Here is an 18,381-nt window from a genome sequence, read left to right as displayed (position 1 = left end):
GAGGTTCCGCCATGTTCCGCCATCGTCTGTTGATGCTCCTGCTGCTGGCGAGCCCCGCCCTGCCCCTGCAGGCGGCGGATGCTGCGCCGGGACGCGGCCTGAAGGAAATTCCGGATCCCGAACTGAACCTGATGCGCGGCCGCTACACCGTGGGCGGCAATACCGTCGCGTGGTTCGGGGTGACGATGGTCTCGCAGTGGCAGGCCGGCAACGGAAACGTATTGCAGGGTGCGTTGACTCTGGGCATGGACTTCCGCGGCGGCGGCAGCCCGAAACTGAGCTTCCAGCCCAGCGTGCACGTGACTGCTGCAGATGCGCCGCTGCCGGACACGCAGGGCCGCCATATCGACAGCACCGGCCTGGCCAACGCCAATGGCCTGGTGCAGAGCGTGCAGGTGGCCGGCGATGGCAACGTTGCCCGCAATTCGACCACGCTGGTGGTGCGCAACGGCACGGTGCCGGGCCTTTCGGATGACGGTGCTCATTCGCTCAGTGCGCAGGGTGCAGGCGTCTCGGCCTCCGCAGTGCTGGACGGCAACCAGGCGCGCCTGCAGCTGCAGGTGGAGGGCCAGGGCATGGTCCAGCAATGGATACGTAACGGCAGCGTCGGCCAGGGCATCGCCCTGGCCGGTGACGGCCAGATCGCCAGCAACCAGCTGCGGCTGGAGCTGGTGCGGGATACCGCGGGCGGCAACCTGCCGTTGAGCCAGAACGTGGCCCAGGCGATTGCGATGAACCGCGGCATGGGGCCGGGCCGGTAGCACCACGGCACGGCGTTGGGGGAAGCGTTCCACAACGCAGGACACGAACATGCACACCCTGATGAGGATCACACCGTTGGCGCTGGCGGCGCTGGCGGGCACCGCCTTCGCCGCGCCACCCGCGGCGGACGATGGCGCCGACGTGCAGGCACTGGCCAACCAGCTGGAGCAGCTCAAATCCAACTATGCGCAGGAAGTGCGGCGGCTGCGCGAACTGGACATGCAGGTGCAGGCCATGCAGGCGCGGCTGAGTGGGAAGGTTGGCCCGATGGCCCTGTCTACGGCTACGGCAGTCGAGCGTGGCGCGACTCTACAGACTTCGTCGGGTGGCGAAGGCTACGCCAGTACCGCCGCTGAGGCACAGCAGGCGAAGCAGGAATCGCGGCGCAGCGTGGATGATGTGAAACAACAGCAGTCGGCCCTGTTCTCGCGCCGCTTCACCGTCGAGAACAGCCTCACCTACGCCCGCTACGACCGCAAGCAGCTCACCCTCAATGGTTTCCTGGCGCTGGACGCGATCTTCCTCGGCAACATCGCCATCGAGAACGTTGAATCCGATTCGCTCACCTACAACCTGGCCGCACGTTGGGGTGTCAGCCCGAACCTGACGCTCAACCTGGACGTGCCTTACCTGGCGCGGCGCACCGTCTACCAGAAGGGCGGCGCCGGCGGTGCGGCGGCCGCGATCGCGCAGGAAGAAACCAATGGCAACGGGCTGGGCGATATCGGCCTGAGTGCGAATTACCGCTTGTTCGGCGAACGCGGCTGGCGCCCGGAGACCGTTCTCACTGCCGGCGTGACCGCCCCTACCGGGCGCGCACCTTACGGTCTGGACTGGAAGGTGATCGAGCGAGACGACGATGACTACATCCGCTTCGCCGTACCCAGGGAACAGCCCACCGGCAATGGCGTGTGGCAGGCCAATGTGGGCCTGTCGATGGTCAAGACCGCCGATCCGGCGATCCTGTTCGCCAACGTAGGCTATGTGCATTCGTTCCCGCGTGGTTTCAGCGACATCGACAGCAACCCCGACACGGTCAACCCGGGTGACGTGAAGCTCGGCGGCGCGGTCTACTTCGGCGCTGGCGTGGCCTTTGCGTTCAACGAGCGCACCAGTCTCAGCCTGTCCTTCAGCGACCGCATCAGCGCCCGCGCTTCCACCCGTTTCCAAGGCGGGAAGTGGATGAAAGTGATCGGCAGCGACGCCAACGCGGCATCACTGAATCTGGGCGTGACCTACGCGCTCAACCAGCACACCACACTGGTGACCCTGCTGGGCATCGGGCTGACCCCGGATGCACCGGACTTCACGCTGGCGTTCAAGATCCCTTACATGCTCTGAGCGGCCGGATCCGGCGACGACGTGGCCACGGCCCGTCGCCGCCGGATCGCGCTACCCACGCGCAGCCTCTGTGTGTGCCCCAGGGCAACCCGCAAGCGCTGGCGACGACGGCGATGATCATCAGTTCCGCCGCATTCACGCCGCACCTTCACGGTGATCCCCCCGCATTCTCCGTCGATTCCGCCAATCCGGCGGCGACGCCATTTCCTACTCTGGCCCCACGGTGAAGCCCAGGCCGCTGCAGGCGACGCACCGTGACACTGGATACCACGCACTTCCACCCTTTCGCAGGAGCAGGACATGGCATTTCCAACCGCGGTAAACGACCAGATCACTGATTCGGTCACCCAGGCCAACACCAAGGTGCTGGGCGATGCGCCCGCCGTGGCAGTGGGCAATCTGTACCAGGCCACCGCACAGGCGCTGGCCAATGCCGCCCACAACGCCACCAACGCGCAGCAGCAGTCCTACGTCACCGCGCAGTCGGCCACCACCATGGGCGTGGCCACCCTGTACTCGATCGATACCGCCACCACGGCGGTGGCGAGCAAGGAAATCCTCAGCACCCGCGTTCGCGGCCTGGGTTCCTGACCTGTCGTTCCGTAGCTGATCCGCCAACCTCAAGGAGATCGACATGGCATTCCCGACCGCTGTAAACGACCAGATCACCGATTCGGTCACCCAGGCCAACACCAAAGTGCTGGGTGACGCGCCCGCCGTCGCCATGGGCAATCTGTACCAGGCCACCGCACAGGCCCTGGCCAACGCCGCCCACAACGCCACCAATGCGCAGCAGCAGTCCTATGTGACGGCGCAGGCGGCCACCACCATGGGTGTGGCCACGCTGTATTCGATCGACACCGCCACCACAGGCGTGGCCACCAAGCAGATCCTCGGCGCGTGATGCGCCGGCAGGCAAGGAGCTGAGCCATGGCATTTCCCACGGCCGTCAACGACCAGATCACCGACTCGGTCAGCCAGGCCAACCTGCAGACGCTGGGCGTGGCGCCTGCCACGGCAATGGGCACGCTGTACCAGGCCACCGCGCAGGCACTGGCCAATGCCGCCCACAACGCGACGCTCGCCCAGCAGCAGATGTATGTCACGGCGCAGGCCGCGACCACGATGGGCGTCGCGCTGCTCTACGCCGTCGATACCGGCGCCACCGGCGCCGCCACCCGGAAGATTCTCGGCTGATTCCATTGAGTGCCGGAAATCTCCGTTCCTGTAGTGCTGTCCACCCTAGGAGCTTCCACCATGGCATTTCCCACCGCCGTCAACAGCCAGATCACCGATTCGGTCTCGCAGGTCAACACCAAGGTGCTTGGTGATGCGCCGGCTATCGCAATGGGCAACCTGTTCGTGGCCACCAGCCAGGCGCTGTCCAACGCCGCGCACAACGCCACCAACAACCAGCAGCAGTCCTACGTGACCATGCAGGCGTCGACCACCCAGGGGGTGTCCACGCTGTATGCGATCGATACCGCCTCCAACGGCGTGGCCACCCGCGAAATCCTGGGTCTGCGCTGACGTGTTGGCCCGGCGTGACGCCAACCACCGCGCCCCCGCTCAGGGCGGCGTCACGCCGGGCCCCTGATCGATGGCCGCATCGCCCGCCACCGGCTACCTGCTGGCCGCCACCAGCGCCGGATCCGGTGTGGCGATCGCCCTCGCCCCCTCGTTCGCGATGTCCGCCACCTACCTGGCGATGGCCGACAGCCTCGGCCTGGCAATGCAGAACGCGGTGGCCAACCAGCAACGCGGCCAGGTGACCGCCGGCGCAAGCCTGGCCCAGGTCCTGGCCCTGATCATCCAGAAGGGAGCCGTTCCGTCATGAGCAGTGAGAACACCGTCAACAGCCAGATCGTCGACAGCGTCAGTGCCGCCTCGACCCTGCTGGTGGCCCAGGGGCCGGCGCAGTCCTTCAGCATGCTGGACATGGTGATGCTGGAGACGCTGGGCACCGCCATGCACAACGCTGTCGCACGCCAGCAGGGTGCCGGCATGGTCAGCAACGCAGCGGTCACCGCGACCTGCGCGAAGATGATCAATGCCCCCTGGCCGGTGCCACCGCCTGCTCCGGAACCCCCTCCGCCGCCACCGCCGCAGGTCATCCCCCTGCCCGGCCCGGTGCCGGCGCCCCCTTCGCCTGCGGCCGTGATCGCCGCGGCCACCGCAGAAGGAAAGACCGCCATCAGCGTCCTGCAGGCACAGACCCACGGTGCCACTGCCGACGCTGCGGCCGCCACCAGCAGCCTGCATGCACTCCAAACGCTTGCAGGCAATGCGGCAGCGCCTGCGCCCGGTCCTGCGCCCGACGCCGCGTCCGGTCCGGATCCGGACGCAGGTCCCGCCCAGGATCCCGCGCCAGATTCTCCTTCTTCTTCCCCGGCAGCCGACGCTGACGCCGGGGCCTGACACCCTGCAGGCCGCCTGCGGCCCCACCCGCCCATCAAGGAGCCCGTATGGACCCGAGCAACGTCAACGCCCAGGTCATCGATGTGATCAACCAGGTGCAGACGGCCACCATGTCCGCATCCGTGGTGAAGACCAGTGGCGCCGGCAAGGCCTACCAGTCGGTGGCCCAGTCTGCCGCGATCGCCGTGCAGGATGCCGCCGACGCCCTGCGCAATGTCTCAACCATCGCGACCACCGCGGCCGGCGTGGCCATGGCCCAGTACCTGGCGACGGGGGACGAAAAGTATGCAAGGGTGCTCACGCAGGCGCAGAACATGATGCAGGGGGCCACCGACGACTTCAATCGCGTCGGCAATGCCGCTGCGACCGTCCTAAAGGAATTTCCGGCCCAGTGAGGCCGCCAGGAGAGCCACGCATGAGCGTTTTCATTGCCGGTCGTTCCATCCCCCAGGCCAACCAGATCAGCCAACCCTGCAGGCATGTCCTTCAGTTCATCGACGGTGGCGAGCAATGGCTGAAATGGGCCATGGAATCGCATGAGCACCGTTACGCTTTCTCCGACGAGGGCACGATGCTCGATGGGGTGCAGCAGGGTCTGCATGGTTCGCGCATGACATGGTTGCCACGCCTCGGGTTGCAGGTCGGCCCGATCAAGCTGCTCAGCCTTGGCGCCAGCGACCTCGGTGCCCTGCGCAACATGGAGTTTGACGAAGAAACACGCCTGTCGCACAACGAGGCGCAGCGGGTACTGGACAAACACCAGCTGCTGACCAACACCGACCTCGGGGCCTCGCGCGCGTTCCTGGCGGCGATCGGTGCGGCCGCTGCTCCCCTGCTGCAGCAACTGGATTTTCGTGAGTCGCTGGCGCTCCACCAACTGGCCGGTGAGGTCGGCATGCCTGCCACAGGGCGCGATGACCTGGCCGACGCTGCCCACTTCGCGCTGCTGCACGCGCGCAGGCCCATCGAGTTTGCCGACTACTTCCGTTTCTACCAGCGGGTGAGCGCAGGTGGCGGCAGTCGCGAGCATCGGCTGGCGCATGCCACCCGCGCGTTGCAGCAGGTGCTGCCGATCCTGTTCGGCTTCCTGGACGGGCCGCAACTGCCACAGTTGCCGTCGCCAGAGCAGGTGCGTGAGGCGATCGACGCAAGCCTGGCCGCGAACCGGCAGATCGGCTACGCCCGCATCTCGCTGGCCGCCCAGCAGATGGCAGCCTGCTTCGACAACGATCCCGACCTGCTGCAGGATGACAGCCGGCTGCGCGAGGCCGTGCGCTGGCAGCTGCGCGATGCACAGGAATTCCTCAACGAACATCCGGTCTCCCGTGGCCGACTCGGCCAGGATGGTGCCAGCGTGCAGTTCCCGATCGATGGCTCCAGAGCCAAGGCGGTGGTGCAGGTGGAGGACAATGTCATCACCCTGCAGGACTACCGCCGAACCGGCGGCTACCTGGGCGATGAAGGGACGCTGGATTACCGGGCGGACGCGGTGTGAACCCGGTCCCGGCACCAGGTGGTGATGGCGTGCAGGCAGCTACGGAGGCGCTCGCGTCGGCAGCCGGCGCGGCCGTTGCTGCCGGACGCCTGGCGGCCCGGAAACAGGCGCAGAAGATCCTGGCCGATGCCCAGGCGGCATTGCGCCACATCCTGGGGGAACGCAGCGACGGTGTTCCCCCCTCATCCCCAGCAGGAGCACCGACGATGACCTTCCCGACCCCGCTTCCCGGCAAGCCCACTCCCGCCCATCCGGCGGGCAAATCCCCGATGCAGATCGCCCAGGAGCTGGCGGACGCCGCGATGGCCGCCAGTGAAGACGGCATCCGCGCCGCGATGGAGGTCTCGCAACGCGCGGTCGACGCTGCCGCCGAGGCGGCACGGCGCGCCGACGAAGCCGCCGAGCAGGCCGTGCAGCGCGCTGCAGAAGCAAACGCACGGTAACGCTGGATCTGCCACCCCAGCGCCCCGGGCAGGCCCGCGCCTGCGCCGGGGCGTTGCTTTTACTGGTGCGGGGTTCGCCGGTAGCTGCGCGGGCTGACCCCTACCGCGCGCCGGAAGCTCTTCTCGAAGTGGCTCAGGTCACCGAAGCCGACCTGCAGCGCGACATCGGTAATGCGCAGGCGCTGCCCATCCCGCAGCAGCTGCTTGGCGTGCTCGATGCGAAGTTGCTGCAGCAGCAGCTTGAACGTCGTGCCCAACTCGCTGCGGAACAGGAATCCCAGGTGCGACTGGCTCACATGGGCCTGGCGAGCGAGGTCGCCCAGGGTGAGCGGCTCCGCAGCATGGTCCTTCAGATAGGCCAGCGCACGTTTCAGGCCGTCGTGCAGGCCCTCATGCGCTGCCCGCACCGTATCCGGCTGCACGGGCTCAGGAGCGACGATCTCCTCAAGCGTGGGCAGCCGTTGCGGCGCGCACCCGGCACCGCTGGCGACGTGGCCTGCTGCCAGATCCGGCGCGTGGCGTGCAAGATCCTCGCGGCGGATGCATCGGCCACCGGTCATCACCGCCAGCCGTACCACCACTCGCTCCATTTCCAATAGATTGCCGGGCCAGTCATGCGCGCACAGGGCTTCCAGCACATCGTCACCCAGTACGCGGGGATTGAATCCATGCAGCTCAAGCGAACGCGCCGCCAGCGCACCGATGTCCTCCACCCGTTCGCGCAGCGGTGGAATATCCACTGTCAGGAACTCCAGCCCGGCCAGCAGGGCGCGCGAGAACTGCTTTTCTCTCACCCGTTGTTCCAGGTCCGCGCTGGTCGAAGCGATCACCCGTATCGGGCCGGCCGCCAGCGCTTCAGCATGGGCAGCAGGCAGCCCACGCATGCGATGTGACAGCTGGCCCTGCAGCGGCACCGGCAGTTCGTCGACTTCGTGGAAGTACAGCGTCCCGCCCTGTGCGCGCGCGAACCAGTCGCTGGCTTCGCCCTGCGGGTGGACACAGTTCACTTCGACGAACGGGCCCTGCCTGCAAGGGCCGCCACTGTGGAGGGCAGCGGCCAGCTCCATCTTCTCGGTACCGAACTCGCCGCGCAGCAGGACCGGCAGCGGGCTGGCCGCCGCGCGCTCGACGAATTCATCCATCTGTTTCAACGCCTCGCCAGCGCCGACCAGCAGCAGCGGCCGGCTAAGCGCCTGTTCGGCCCAGTCCTTTGCCTCGTAGCGCTTGATCAGGTGCGCGCAGCGCTGGGCAAACTGCTCCCCCAGCGCCAACGCACTGCCATCCAGCCGCCCCCCCTCACTTTCCAGGTGCAGTTCACCCAACAGCTCGCCGCCATAGCGGATGGGAACCCGCTGCAAGCAAACCTCTTCCGCATTCCCGGACGCCGCCGGCAACCCCGCTGCCGCCCCTGCCACCGCACCACGCAACCGCACTTGACCACCACGCATCACCTTGTGCCGGGACAGCTCCTTCACGAACGCGCCCAGCAGGTCGGGCAATGACGGATAGGGCCGATAAGCGCGCTGCAGCATCTCACTGACTTGCCTGTGCATCGAAACTCCCCTTTGGAATGGCGACCCGATGCATCTGCAACGGGCGATCTCGCGATGCAGGCCCTCCGGCATCATCGCGGGATGCTGCGACGTCCACGCCGCATGCCGTGCCCGCTGGTCGAACCGCTGTTGCCGTGCACGCTTTCCGCTCCCGCGGTGCCGGGAACTGCCATCGCTGCTGGAGGTCGGCAACGCGGACGTCGTCCAGGCCTGGGTCGTGCGCCACAGGGCGGCACTGCCTGTGACGCGGCGCTCCCTGTGTTCCGGCCATCGCGTCCCTGGATTATGGAGAGCGAGTTTCCAGAAAATAAGCATGATAATGACGTGAATATCCGCGCCGGATATTTGTCGCCCACGTTTCCGTGCGCCGCTCGCCGCTCGCCGCTCGCCGCAAAGCAGGTGAAGGCAAGCCGCCGAAATCCCATCCACGCTGATGATCAGCGCGTCTGCCCGAACCGGAGGCGGGCACGTGTTGCGCCGCCATGACGGTTACACCGCCTGCTCGCCCAGCCCCGCAGGCCACCGCGCATGCCTGCCGCGTCGCCGCCCCCGATCAATGACCATTCGACCAGCAGAAGATTGCGCACCACGCACGGGTGGCATGCCTTCCGCTGCGATTGGCCTGTCGGCATACTCGCGCTCCCGGCCGCAGCATGATCAAGGAGATCGACCGCATGGACCGCACCCCGCCACCCGTGCCCCCCAGGAACTACCTGATGTGGGCCATCCTGAGCATCATCGCCGGCTTCTGGCCGTTCGGCATCGTCGCCACCGTCTACGCCAACCGCAGCACGTCACTGGTCGCCAGCGGCCAGATCGGCGCGGCCACCGAGGCTGCGCGCAAGGCCCTGCGCTGGATGATCGCCTCCTTCGTCACCTTGCCACTGTGCCTGGCACTGATGATCGGCTATGCCCTGATCGCGCGCGGCATGGCCTGATCGCCTGCTGCCGCCGTCGCGCCATGATGAATGGGAGGCGCGCGCGGCGGTGGCGGCGGCCCATGCCGCTCCTCTATAGTCAGTCCAGCTCGGCAGGCATGGTGCCTGCCCTCGAATCACAGGGAGTTGGACATGGGTCTGGTACAGGCGGTGAAGGGTGCAGTCGGTGGTGTGCTGGCCGACCAGTGGAAGGACTTCTACACCGTGCCCACAGGCCTGCCCTCGACGGCGGCCCTGTTCGCCGCGGTGCCGCGCGGCACCAACGCCGGCCGCGGCTCCAACACCAGTGGCTCGTCCAACATCATCACCAACGGCTCGAAGATCATCGTGCCGGAGGGCTACGGCCTGCTGCTGTTCCAGGACGGCGCGATCACCGCGTTCGTCGCCGAACCGGGCGGCTACGAGTGGCGTTCGGACGATCCCAACTCGCAGTCGATCTTCGCCGGCGACGGTCTGGTCAGCACCTTCATCAAGCAGAGCTGGGAACGCTTCAAGTTCGGCGGCCAGCCCGGTTCGCAGCAGGCGGCTTATTTCGTCTCGCTGAAGGAGCTGCCGGACAACCGCTTCGGTACCCAGTCGGAAATCTACTGGGACGATGGCTTCCTCAATACCCAGGTGGGCGCGGTCACGCGCGGCTCGTACACGCTGAAGATCGTCGACCCGATCCTGTTCGTGAAGAACTTCGTGCCGGCCAGCTACCTGCAGCCGGGCCAGGTGTTCGACTTCACCGACCTGGACAACGCCGCCGCCAGCCAGCTGTTCAATGAAGTGGTCGGTTCGCTGGCACCGGCCTTCAGCCTGTACACGAACGATCCGGGCAAGGGCAACCGCATCACCAAGCTGCAGCAGGACTCGCTGGGCTTTGCACAGAGCCTGTCGGCCGCCGTCGAGCAGGGCTACCAGTGGAAGTCCGATCGCGGCCTGGCCATCGTCAAGACCGCCATTGTCTCGATCGAGTACGACGCCAACACCCGCGAACTGCTGAAGACCGTCCAGCGCGCAGATGCGCTGTCCGGCTCGCGCGGTAATTCCAACCTGCAGGCGAGCGTCGCCCAGGGCATCCAGGCGGCCGGCGAGAACGGCGGTGCGGCTGGCCTGGTCGGTGTCGGCATGGCCTCGGGCATGTTCGGTGTCGGCGGCATGCAGCAGCCGGTCACGCCGGCTGCCGACGATCCGGTGGCCAAGCTGAAGAAGGCCAAGGAAATGCTGGACCTGGGCCTGATCACCCAGGGCGACTACGACGCCCTGAAAGCAAAGGCACTGGGCCTGTAACAGCAGGACGCACAACGAACATGTCCGATCCCCGAAACGGCCCACCGCCGCTGCCCGGATCCGCGCCCGCGACGCCGCCGCCCTTGCCGGCGGCGTCGTTGGATGGGCCCGGTTCGCCGCAGGACGTCCCTCCCCTGCCCGGCAGCTTCCCGCTGGACACCTCGAAGCTGCCCCAGGCCATCCGCGATGAAGTGGAAGCGCCCGATCCTGTAGCCATCGATACCTCAGCCAGCGAGCTGAAGGACGGCCTTAACCGCTGCCCGAAGTGCGGCGCCACCGACATCCGGCCCAAGGCCGGCACCGATATCCTCGTCTGCCTGTACTGCCGTCACGAATGGCATGGCGCGCGCGTCGAGGAGGAATTCGGGCTGGGCGAGGCCATCGACCAGCTGCGCGGTACGGTCATCGCCTCCGGCGCGCGTGACATCGACGCCGACACCTCGGCGCTGATGACGTTCAAGTGCACGGGCTGCGGTGCCGAAGTCACGGTCAATACCGAAAGCACGATGACGGCGCGCTGCCACTGGTGCCGCCACGTCTTCGGCGTCAACGAACAGATCAGCAATGGTGCGGTGCCCGATGCGGTGCTGCCCTTCCACATCAAGAAGGACGATGCGGTCGCGCGCATCCGCCAGTTCGTCGACAAGCGCCGCATGTTCGCGCTGAAGGCGTTCAAGGAGCAGTTTACCCCGGAAAACGTGGTGGGCGTGTTCCTGCCCTACATGATCGTGGACAGCAATGTCAGCGCGGCCGTGGCCGGCAAGGGCGAGATCCAGACCCGGCAATACACGGTCGGCAGCGAGAAGAACAAACGCACCCTGTACGACGCAGATGTCTACCAGGTCGAACGCCAGGTAGATTTCACGGTTGATGACCTGCCCCTGGAATCCTCGGCCGAGCGCGGCAATCTGGATACCCGCGCCAACACCAACAACATCATCAACACCATCTTGCCGTTCGACACCAAGAACGCGGTGAAATGGAACGCCTCATACCTGGCCGGCTTCACCTCTGAGAAGCGCAACCTGGACGTGGAGAAGCTGCGGCCGCGGCTGGAAGACCAGCTGCTGTCGATCGCCCGCGCGCAGGTGGAAGGTTCGGTGAGGCGCTACAACCGTGGCGTGCGTTGGGAACAGGAGCAGCTGGAGGTGCATGGAACGCGCTGGGTGTCGATGTACCTGCCGGTGTGGCTGTACTCGTATCACCAGCCCGGAAAGAACGGCGGCATGCTGCACTACATCGCAGTGAACGGCCGTACCGGCGAAACCATGGGCAGCGTGCCCGTGCAGCAATGGAAGATGCTGCTGGCGGCCCTGGCCACCGGCACCGTCATTGAAGCCCTCGCAATTGCCTTCCTGGTGGCATCGACATGAGCGACGACAGTGGCCTCTGGCTGTTGGCGGCAGGTCCAGCCGGCGCAACCGCGCTGTACTGGGCGCTGTACCGCTATTACCGCAATACCGACAAATCGCACTCCTTCGAACATGAGACCGAGATCGAGGCCAAACCGGTCACCGGCTCGGACCAGCAGGTCGGCCGGATCACCGGCACCGAGGACAAGCGTATCCGCGGTGACAACGTGTATGAGTACCGGAAACGGGTGGCAAGGGTGAAGCCGGATCAGTAGCGCCAGGCGATGCCTGGCTGCGGGAAGTGCCGGCCGCTGGCCGGCATTCCTTCGGTTTCTGGGCGCCAAGTGGGAGCCGGCCAGCGGCCGGCACTACCCTTCGCTGGGCTGCGCCAGCGCACACCCTCACACCGTCTCCCGCCCCACCGGTTCGATACTCGCGCGGTTCACCCTCCCGAGGATGCTGCAATGGCTGCCGTGCTCGCCCGTACCTGCCTGTCCGCGTTGTGCTGCCTGGCCCTGCCCGCCCTGGCTCAGGACGCCTCGTTCGGCTTCGGCGAACAGACCACCCACACCGGCCAGACCACGCAATCCAGCAGCACCCAAACCCAGAGCAGTGGCGCGGTGACCACCCAGGCCACCACCAGCGGCAGCTCGCAGTCCGGGTCACGCAGCGAAAGCAAAGAGATCGACGTGGGCTTCGGTTTCCACGACGACAACGACGACTGGGGCCACGACCGCCACCGTGGCGACCGCGATGTGCGCGACAGCGATCTGTTCGGCAGCTGGACGCTGGGCCAGGAGAACGGCAACACCTGCTCCATCGAGCTGAAGAGTATCGAGTGGTTCGGCGGCTACAGTGCTTACGTGCCCGCCGGCTGCCCGGATGGCTTCTTCTCGGCCAACCGTTGGGTACTGTCGGGCAATCAGCTGCTGCTTACCGACACCAGCAACACCGTGTTCGGGCGCTTCCGCGCGTCAGGCGGTGGGCGCTGGACGGGCTACCGTGAATCGGATGGGGCGCGTTTGTACCTCAATCCCAAGGGGCACTGATCGCGCCGTGCACGCAATGGGCACGCGCTGATCGGGAAGATCAGGCGTCCGCCCCGCCCCGCCGCCGAAATGTCCGCTCCCACCGGTTCCCGTCTGGTCATCTATGCCGCCCTCGCGGGTAACCTCGCCATTGCCATCGCCAAGTTCGTCGCTGCCGGCATCTCCGGCAGCTCGGCCATGCTCAGCGAAGGCGTGCATTCTCTGGTCGACACATTGAATGAACTCCTGCTGCTGTACGGCCTGCGCCGTGCCGGCAAGGCGCCGGACCCGGTACATCCCTTCGGCTATGGCCGCGAGCTGTACTTCTGGAGCTTCATCGTCGCCCTGCTGGTGTTCGCCGCTGGTGCCGGCGTCTCGGCCTACGAGGGCATCCAGCACATCCGCCGGCCGGAGCCGGCCACCAACCATGCGTTGAGCTACAGCGTGCTGGGCATTTCCATCCTGTTCGAGGGTGCTTCCTGGTGGGTGGCGCTGCGCGAGTTCCGGCGTACCAAAGGCAAGCTTGGCTACTTCGAAGCCTTCCGCCGCAGCAAGGATCCTTCCACCTTCACCGTACTGCTGGAAGACAGCGCTGCATTGCTCGGGCTGGGCTTCGCGTTGATCGGGCTGGTGGCCGCGCAGGTGCTGGACATGCCGGTGCTTGATGGGGTCGCGTCACTGTGCATCGCCGGCGTGCTGGCCGCGACCGCCTTCCTTCTGGCCCGTGAAACCAAAGGCCTGCTGGTTGGAGAGCCTGCCCACCCCGCGGTGGCCGAGCGGATCATGGCGGTGGCCGAAACCGATCCGGACCTGCGTCGCGCGAACGGGGTGACCACCATGCAGATGGGCCCGGAACAGGTGGTGGCCATGCTCAGCGCCGAGTTCGAGGATGACCGGCAGACCCCGCAGATCGAAGCCTGCATCACCCGCATCGAAACGGCGGTGAAGCGCGAGTATCCGGAGCTGGTGGCACTGTTCATCAAGCCGCAGACGCCGGAGGTGTATGCCGCCCGGCGCGCTGCATTGGCCGCACCGCCTGCGCCGCAATGACCCGGCGTCTGCGCCCGTTTCACCTGATCGATGCCACAGTGCCACAGTCTTTCTCCCGAGCCTGCCACCACCGTGCCGGATTGGTTGCCCGCCTCCCTGCAGATCCTGCCGCGCCGCTTCTACCGGCGTCCATCGACCGACGTTGCGCCGGAGCTGCTCAACAAGCTGCTGGTGCGCAACGATGGTCGCGTCGGCCGCATCGTCGAGGTTGAAGCCTATGCCGGCAGCGACGATCCGGCCGCGCACTCTTATCGCGGGGCAACGCCGCGCACGGTCAGCATGTTCGGTGAGGCGGGCCACCTCTATGTCTACTTCACGTACGGTATGCACTGGGGCAGCAACGTTGTCTGCGGAGAGATCGGCGAAGGCGTCGCCGTACTGCTTCGCGCCATCGAACCTCTCGAGGGACTGGACCAGATGCGGGCGCGGCGTCCCGCCGCACGCCGCGACCACGATCTGGCCAGCGGCCCCGGCAAGCTCTCGCAGGCCTTCGGGCTGGACCGCAGTTTCGACGGCGCCGATCTGGTGACAGGCAGCCACGGCCTTGTCATCGCCAGCGATGGCGTGCCGCCTCCGGCAGATCCGGTGATCGGGCCCCGCATCGGCATCACCCGCGCGGTGGACTTCCCCTGGCGCTGGCATGTTCGCCACCACCGTCACGTTTCAGTGCGGCCCTCGCGCGGGCCCCGCAAACTCTGACCGCGATGCGTCACGCCAGCATCACCCTGCCATGGCGATACATAACGCCGCATGCATTACCGTGGTCTCAGACAGCCGCCGCAACCGCCCTCGCCACCCAGCCCTGAAAAGCGCCATGGACGAAGCCGAACGACTGCTCGAAATCGAACGACTGCACCTGTTGGATACGCCCCCGGAGCCGGTGTTCGATGCCATTGTCGCCGCCGCCCGCGCCGCGACCGGCATGACCATGGGACTGATCAGCGTGGTGGCCGAAGACCGCCAGTGGTTCAAGGCCAACATCGGCCTTGAAGGCGTCAGCGAAACGGCCCGCGAAATTTCCTTCTGCACCCATGCCATACGCCAGGACGAGCTGTTCGAGATACCCGATGCGCGCCAGGACCCGCGTTTCTCCACCAATCCGCTGGTGACGGGTGGGCCGCGCATCCGGCACTACGCTGGCATCCCTCTGGGCTCGGCGCACGGGGCACGTATCGGCACGCTGTGCCTGCTCGATCCGATGCCCGGCGTGCTGTCTCCGTCCCAGCGCGAGCTGATGGTGCACCTTGCCCGGGTCACCACCCAGGTACTGGAGCAGCGCAGCATGCTGATGGCGCAGGTGGGCCAGGCCAAGGCGCTGCATCGTGAGCTCAAACGCAGTGAGGACTTCCTGGAGCGCACCAACCGCGCCGCCCGGGTGGGCGGCTGGGAGATGGACCTGGTCACCAACGAAGTGCGCTGGACCCGCGAGACCAAGCAGTTGCACGGCGTGCGCGGCAACTTTGAACCGACGCTCGACACCGCGCTGTCGTTCTATCGCGAAGACAGCCGCAACATCATCCGGGCAGCAGTGCAGCGTTGCATCGACGAAGGCACGTCCTGGGAAGTGCAGCTGCCGATGACCACGGCCGACGGGCGCGCGATCTGGACCCGCGTGGTCGGCAGCCGGCAACAGGTCGACGGCCACCCGCGCCTGGTCGGGGCGATCCAGGACATCACGGACGAACGAGCCGCGCTGGACGCGCTGGAAGCGAGCGAAACCCGTTACCGCCGATTGTTCCACTACAGCCTGGGCCTGATCTGCACCCACACGCTGGACGGAACATTGACCTCGGTGAATCCGGCGGCCGTGCAATCGCTGGGTTTCGAAGAAAGCCAGATGATCGGGCGCAGCCTGTGTGACCTGATGCCGCCGGAAAAACGCGCGGGCTTCAATGCCTACCTCGCTCGGATCCAGGCAAACCACACCGACGCTGGTGTGATCGAGCTGATCGCCGCGGACGGAACGCGCCACTACTGGGCGTATCACAACGTGCTCGACAACGAAGCCAGCCCGCCCTACGTGCTGGGACATGCTCAGGACGTCACCGCGCTGCGGATGCAGGAGCAGCAGCTGCGCGAAATGTCCTTCAAGGATCCCCTCACCCAGTGCTACAACCGGCGCTACCTGCACCGGCTGGATGAACTCATTGACGAGCGCTGGGCATGCGTGATGTTCGACCTGGACCACTTCAAGCACATCAACGACACCCAGGGCCACCGGCGTGGCGACGCCGTCCTGGTCGAGTTCGCGACGTTCCTGCGCTCACCGCTGGGCAAAGATGAGACGGTGGTACGACTGGGCGGCGACGAATTCATGGTGGTACTGGTCGCGCCTGCCGACGGCCGGTTGAGCGAACTGGAGCATTGGTACCAGGACCACGCCGCGCTCGCGCCCAGCGCGTTCTCGATGGGTGCGGCCATCAACACGCCCGGCGAGCCGGTGGCCGACACCATCCAGAAAGCGGACAGCCGCCTGTACCGCACCCGCGCACGGGTACGCCGCGAGCGACGCGAGGACCCAGCCGCGCGTTGATCACGCGCTTACCGTCACCCAGGCCGGCGCGTGGTCGCTGGCCTTTTCCTGCAGGCGTACCCAGCGGTCGACGCCAGCGTCCTTCAGTCGCTCCGCCAGTACGGGGTTCAACAGCAGATGATCGATGCGTAACCCACGGTCGCGCTCGGCATGCTGGCGGAAATAGTCCCAGAAGGTGTAGATCGTGGCGTCGCCGTGCACCTTCCGCACCGCATCGGTCCAGCCCTGCGCCAGCAGTCGTTCAAAGGCCTCGCGCACCTCTGGCTGGAACAGCGCATCGCGGCGCCAGGCCTTGGGGTCGTAGACGTCGGCGTCGGTGGGAATCACGTTGAAATCACCCAGCAGCAGCGCAGGGTGCGGCTGCTCGACCAGGCTGCGCGCATGCCGGATCAGGCGCTCCATCCAGCGTAGCTTGTAGTCGAACCTGGGCCCGGGCTGCGGGTTGCCGTTGGGCAGGTAGAGTGCACCCACCACAATGCCATGCGCCGCCGCCTCCAGGTAGCGGCTCTGGGTGTCCTTGGGCTCGCCCGGCAATCGGCGGCGGCTCTCGACCGGCGTGGTCCCTCGTGCCAGCAGCGCCACGCCGTTCCACCGCGCCTCGCCCTGCCAGAGCGCGCCGTAGCCAGCCTCTTCCAACGCCGAAGCCGGAAACGCGGCGTCGGTCGCCTTCAGTTCCTGCAGGGCAACCACATCCGGCGATTCGCTGTGCAGCCAGTCCAACAGCTGCGGCAGGCGTGTGCCGATGCCGTTGACGTTGAACGTGGCAATGCGAAGCATCTTGCGACGGGCCATGCGGGAAGTCTCCTCGGCGCATCGGGTGAGCGTTCAGTGTGCGCGCCCAGGCATCCAAGGAACGTGGATGCCGCGTAATGATGCGGTGCCATCCGGTTCACCGACCGCTGCCATGCCGCGCAACAGGCTGGTCACCGTGAACCCGGCATCAGCCACCTGTGGCTGCTGCCGTTCTACCGCAACGCCGGCCGTGATGGCGGCTACGATGTCACCGGGTGCGCCCCTACTCCGCCGCCAATGCCTGGATCGGGTCCAGCTGCGCGGCAGTGCGTGCCGGAAAGTAGCCAAAGCCCAGCCCGATGGCCGAAGAGCACGCCAGTGCGGCGAGCACCGGCCCTGGCGAGAACAGGAACGGCACGCCCAGCGACAACAGGCTCGACAGCGCACCCACAGCGAACGCGAGCAACACCCCCAGCACACCGCCGAACAGGCAGATCAGCACCGCCTCGATCAGGAACTGGCGCAGGATGTCGTTCTGCCGCGCCCCCACCGCCAGTCGCACGCCAATCTCGCGCACGCGCTCCTTCACCGACACCAGCATGATGTTCATCACGCCTACGCCGCCCACCACCAGCGCCACCGCCGCGATCGCCGAAACCAACGCGGCCAGGGTCTGGCTGGACTTCATCACCGCCTTGCGGATCTGGTCGGCGTTGTAGATGAAGAAGTCACGACGGCCATGCAGGCGCTCCAGCTCGGCGCCCAGCGAGGCTTCGGCGGCATTGGTGGGTACGTTGTCGCGTACGCGCACGGTGATGCTCTCCAGGCGTTGGCTGCCCAGCAGCCGGGAAGCCGCCGAGGTGTACGGCACGTAGATCGTGGGGGTTGCACCACCGGCGAACGCATTGGGACCGACCGCGCCGATCACCTCGACCGGCATGCCACCCAGCAGCACCGTGCTGCCGATGGGATTGCCAGTGAACAGCGCCTTCGCCGCCTTCTGGTCGACCACGCCCACTGCGCGGTGCGCATCGACTTCGGCGTCGGTGAAGAAGCGGCCGGCCTTCAGCCGCAGCCCCCGCACGCGCGGCATGTCGGCCCCTACGCCCAGCACCTGGGTGTTGGCACGACGGCTGCCCTGCAGTGCCGCCACCGATCCCGTCAGGTTCGGACTGGCGCTGTCCACATAACTCAACGCCGCAAGATGGTCCGCGTCGGCCACCACCAGCGTTTCGACTTCCGCCGAGCGCGGGTCACCGAAATCTGCGCCCGGGAAGATCTCCAGGGTGCTGGCGCCCAGCGCGTTGATCTGGGATTCAACCTGCGCTTGTGCGCCCTTGCCCAGCGCAACCACGGTCACCACCGCGGCCACGCCGATGATGATGCCGAGCATGGTCAACAGCGTGCGCAGGCGATGGGCCAGCATCGAACGCGCCGCCATGCGTGCCGCTTCGCGGACCGCAT

22 protein-coding genes are annotated in these 18,381 nt (G+C 66.7%); 19 read left to right on the top strand and 3 right to left on the bottom strand.

The window, feature by feature from the left end:
* Positions 1 to 11: 11 nt before the first annotated feature.
* From N5E02_RS06030 to N5E02_RS05980, 11 genes are all read left to right on the top strand, one after another.
* Entirely contained in the window at positions 12 to 761 is a 750-nt protein-coding gene (locus N5E02_RS06030) for a hypothetical protein (protein WP_279946059.1), read from the top strand.
* 49 nt (positions 762 to 810) lie between these two features.
* Complete coding sequence (locus N5E02_RS06025; RefSeq protein ID WP_065196332.1) at positions 811 to 2,103, top strand: transporter; 1,293 nt, start codon at positions 811 to 813, stop codon at positions 2,101 to 2,103.
* Positions 2,104 to 2,403: 300 nt separating this feature from the next.
* The gene (locus N5E02_RS06020) at positions 2,404 to 2,694 is read left to right on the top strand and encodes a RebB family R body protein (RefSeq protein ID WP_005416648.1); all 291 of its coding nucleotides are present in this window, start codon (positions 2,404 to 2,406) and stop codon (positions 2,692 to 2,694) included.
* Positions 2,695 to 2,737: 43 nt separating this feature from the next.
* The gene (locus tag N5E02_RS06015; RefSeq protein WP_005416649.1) at positions 2,738 to 3,007 is read left to right on the top strand and encodes a RebB family R body protein; all 270 of its coding nucleotides are present in this window, start codon (positions 2,738 to 2,740) and stop codon (positions 3,005 to 3,007) included.
* A 26-nt stretch (positions 3,008 to 3,033) separates the two neighbouring features.
* Positions 3,034 to 3,300 (top strand): RebB family R body protein, encoded by a 267-nt coding sequence (locus N5E02_RS06010; RefSeq protein WP_005416650.1) that lies wholly within the window; start codon positions 3,034 to 3,036, stop codon positions 3,298 to 3,300.
* 60 nt (positions 3,301 to 3,360) lie between these two features.
* A complete protein-coding gene (locus tag N5E02_RS06005; protein ID WP_005416651.1) occupies positions 3,361 to 3,633 on the top strand; it encodes a RebB family R body protein in 273 nt (90 codons plus the stop codon).
* Between the two features lie 70 nt (positions 3,634 to 3,703).
* Positions 3,704 to 3,940 carry a RebB family R body protein gene (locus N5E02_RS06000; RefSeq protein WP_005416652.1) on the top strand — a complete coding sequence of 79 codons (237 nt, stop codon included), beginning with the start codon at positions 3,704 to 3,706 and terminating at the stop codon, positions 3,938 to 3,940.
* A complete protein-coding gene (locus tag N5E02_RS05995; protein ID WP_065177764.1) occupies positions 3,937 to 4,521 on the top strand; it encodes a RebB family R body protein in 585 nt (194 codons plus the stop codon). Before N5E02_RS06000 ends, N5E02_RS05995 begins: the two co-directional genes overlap by 4 nt.
* 47 nt (positions 4,522 to 4,568) lie before the next feature.
* Positions 4,569 to 4,916, top strand: a complete 348-nt coding sequence (locus N5E02_RS05990) for a hypothetical protein (RefSeq protein WP_005416654.1) — start codon at positions 4,569 to 4,571, stop codon at positions 4,914 to 4,916.
* A 20-nt stretch (positions 4,917 to 4,936) separates the two neighbouring features.
* Positions 4,937 to 6,016, top strand: coding sequence for a hypothetical protein (locus N5E02_RS05985; protein ID WP_164229155.1), 1,080 nt, complete (start codon positions 4,937 to 4,939; stop codon positions 6,014 to 6,016).
* Between the two features lie 206 nt (positions 6,017 to 6,222).
* Positions 6,223 to 6,459, top strand: a complete 237-nt coding sequence (locus N5E02_RS05980) for a hypothetical protein (protein ID WP_065177762.1) — start codon at positions 6,223 to 6,225, stop codon at positions 6,457 to 6,459.
* Between the two features lie 59 nt (positions 6,460 to 6,518).
* Here the strand turns inward: N5E02_RS05980 and N5E02_RS05975 are convergent, their stop codons facing one another.
* Complete coding sequence (locus N5E02_RS05975) at positions 6,519 to 8,012, bottom strand: AraC family transcriptional regulator (RefSeq protein WP_065177761.1); 1,494 nt, start codon at positions 8,010 to 8,012, stop codon at positions 6,519 to 6,521.
* A 674-nt stretch (positions 8,013 to 8,686) separates the two neighbouring features.
* On the opposite strand from N5E02_RS05975, the gene N5E02_RS05970 reads away from it, so the two are divergent.
* The 8 genes from N5E02_RS05970 to N5E02_RS05935 all read left to right on the top strand — a co-directional run bounded on the left by N5E02_RS05970 (position 8,687) and on the right by N5E02_RS05935 (position 16,185).
* Entirely contained in the window at positions 8,687 to 8,950 is a 264-nt protein-coding gene (locus N5E02_RS05970; protein ID WP_279946058.1) for a CD225/dispanin family protein, read from the top strand.
* Positions 8,951 to 9,082: 132 nt separating this feature from the next.
* Entirely contained in the window at positions 9,083 to 10,222 is a 1,140-nt protein-coding gene (locus N5E02_RS05965; RefSeq protein ID WP_065196336.1) for an SPFH domain-containing protein, read from the top strand.
* Positions 10,223 to 10,242: 20 nt separating this feature from the next.
* Positions 10,243 to 11,595, top strand: coding sequence for a membrane protein (locus N5E02_RS05960; RefSeq protein ID WP_032954186.1), 1,353 nt, complete (start codon positions 10,243 to 10,245; stop codon positions 11,593 to 11,595).
* Positions 11,592 to 11,849, top strand: a complete 258-nt coding sequence (locus N5E02_RS05955) for a hypothetical protein (RefSeq protein ID WP_005416661.1) — start codon at positions 11,592 to 11,594, stop codon at positions 11,847 to 11,849. Before N5E02_RS05960 ends, N5E02_RS05955 begins: the two co-directional genes overlap by 4 nt.
* A 189-nt stretch (positions 11,850 to 12,038) precedes the next feature.
* Complete coding sequence (locus N5E02_RS05950) at positions 12,039 to 12,623, top strand: AprI/Inh family metalloprotease inhibitor (protein ID WP_279946057.1); 585 nt, start codon at positions 12,039 to 12,041, stop codon at positions 12,621 to 12,623.
* Between the two features lie 69 nt (positions 12,624 to 12,692).
* Positions 12,693 to 13,652 (top strand): cation diffusion facilitator family transporter, encoded by a 960-nt coding sequence (locus tag N5E02_RS05945; protein WP_235649638.1) that lies wholly within the window; start codon positions 12,693 to 12,695, stop codon positions 13,650 to 13,652.
* 72 nt (positions 13,653 to 13,724) lie between these two features.
* Positions 13,725 to 14,351 carry a DNA-3-methyladenine glycosylase gene (locus N5E02_RS05940; RefSeq protein WP_235649639.1) on the top strand — a complete coding sequence of 209 codons (627 nt, stop codon included), beginning with the start codon at positions 13,725 to 13,727 and terminating at the stop codon, positions 14,349 to 14,351.
* Between the two features lie 115 nt (positions 14,352 to 14,466).
* Positions 14,467 to 16,185 (top strand): diguanylate cyclase, encoded by a 1,719-nt coding sequence (locus tag N5E02_RS05935; RefSeq protein ID WP_345782199.1) that lies wholly within the window; start codon positions 14,467 to 14,469, stop codon positions 16,183 to 16,185.
* Here the strand turns inward: N5E02_RS05935 and xth are convergent, their stop codons facing one another.
* Positions 16,186 to 16,977 carry an exodeoxyribonuclease III gene (gene xth, locus N5E02_RS05930; protein WP_279946053.1) on the bottom strand — a complete coding sequence of 264 codons (792 nt, stop codon included), beginning with the start codon at positions 16,975 to 16,977 and terminating at the stop codon, positions 16,186 to 16,188.
* Positions 16,978 to 17,200: 223 nt separating this feature from the next.
* The coding region (locus N5E02_RS05925; RefSeq protein ID WP_279946051.1) for an ABC transporter permease at positions 17,201 to 18,381 on the bottom strand (1,181 nt) is incomplete at its 5' end.

It is taken from the genome of Stenotrophomonas sp. GD03777 (assembly GCF_029842485.1).
Classification (GTDB): domain Bacteria; phylum Pseudomonadota; class Gammaproteobacteria; order Xanthomonadales; family Xanthomonadaceae; genus Stenotrophomonas; species Stenotrophomonas sepilia.
This window is presented reverse-complemented; position numbering and strand designations above follow the sequence as displayed.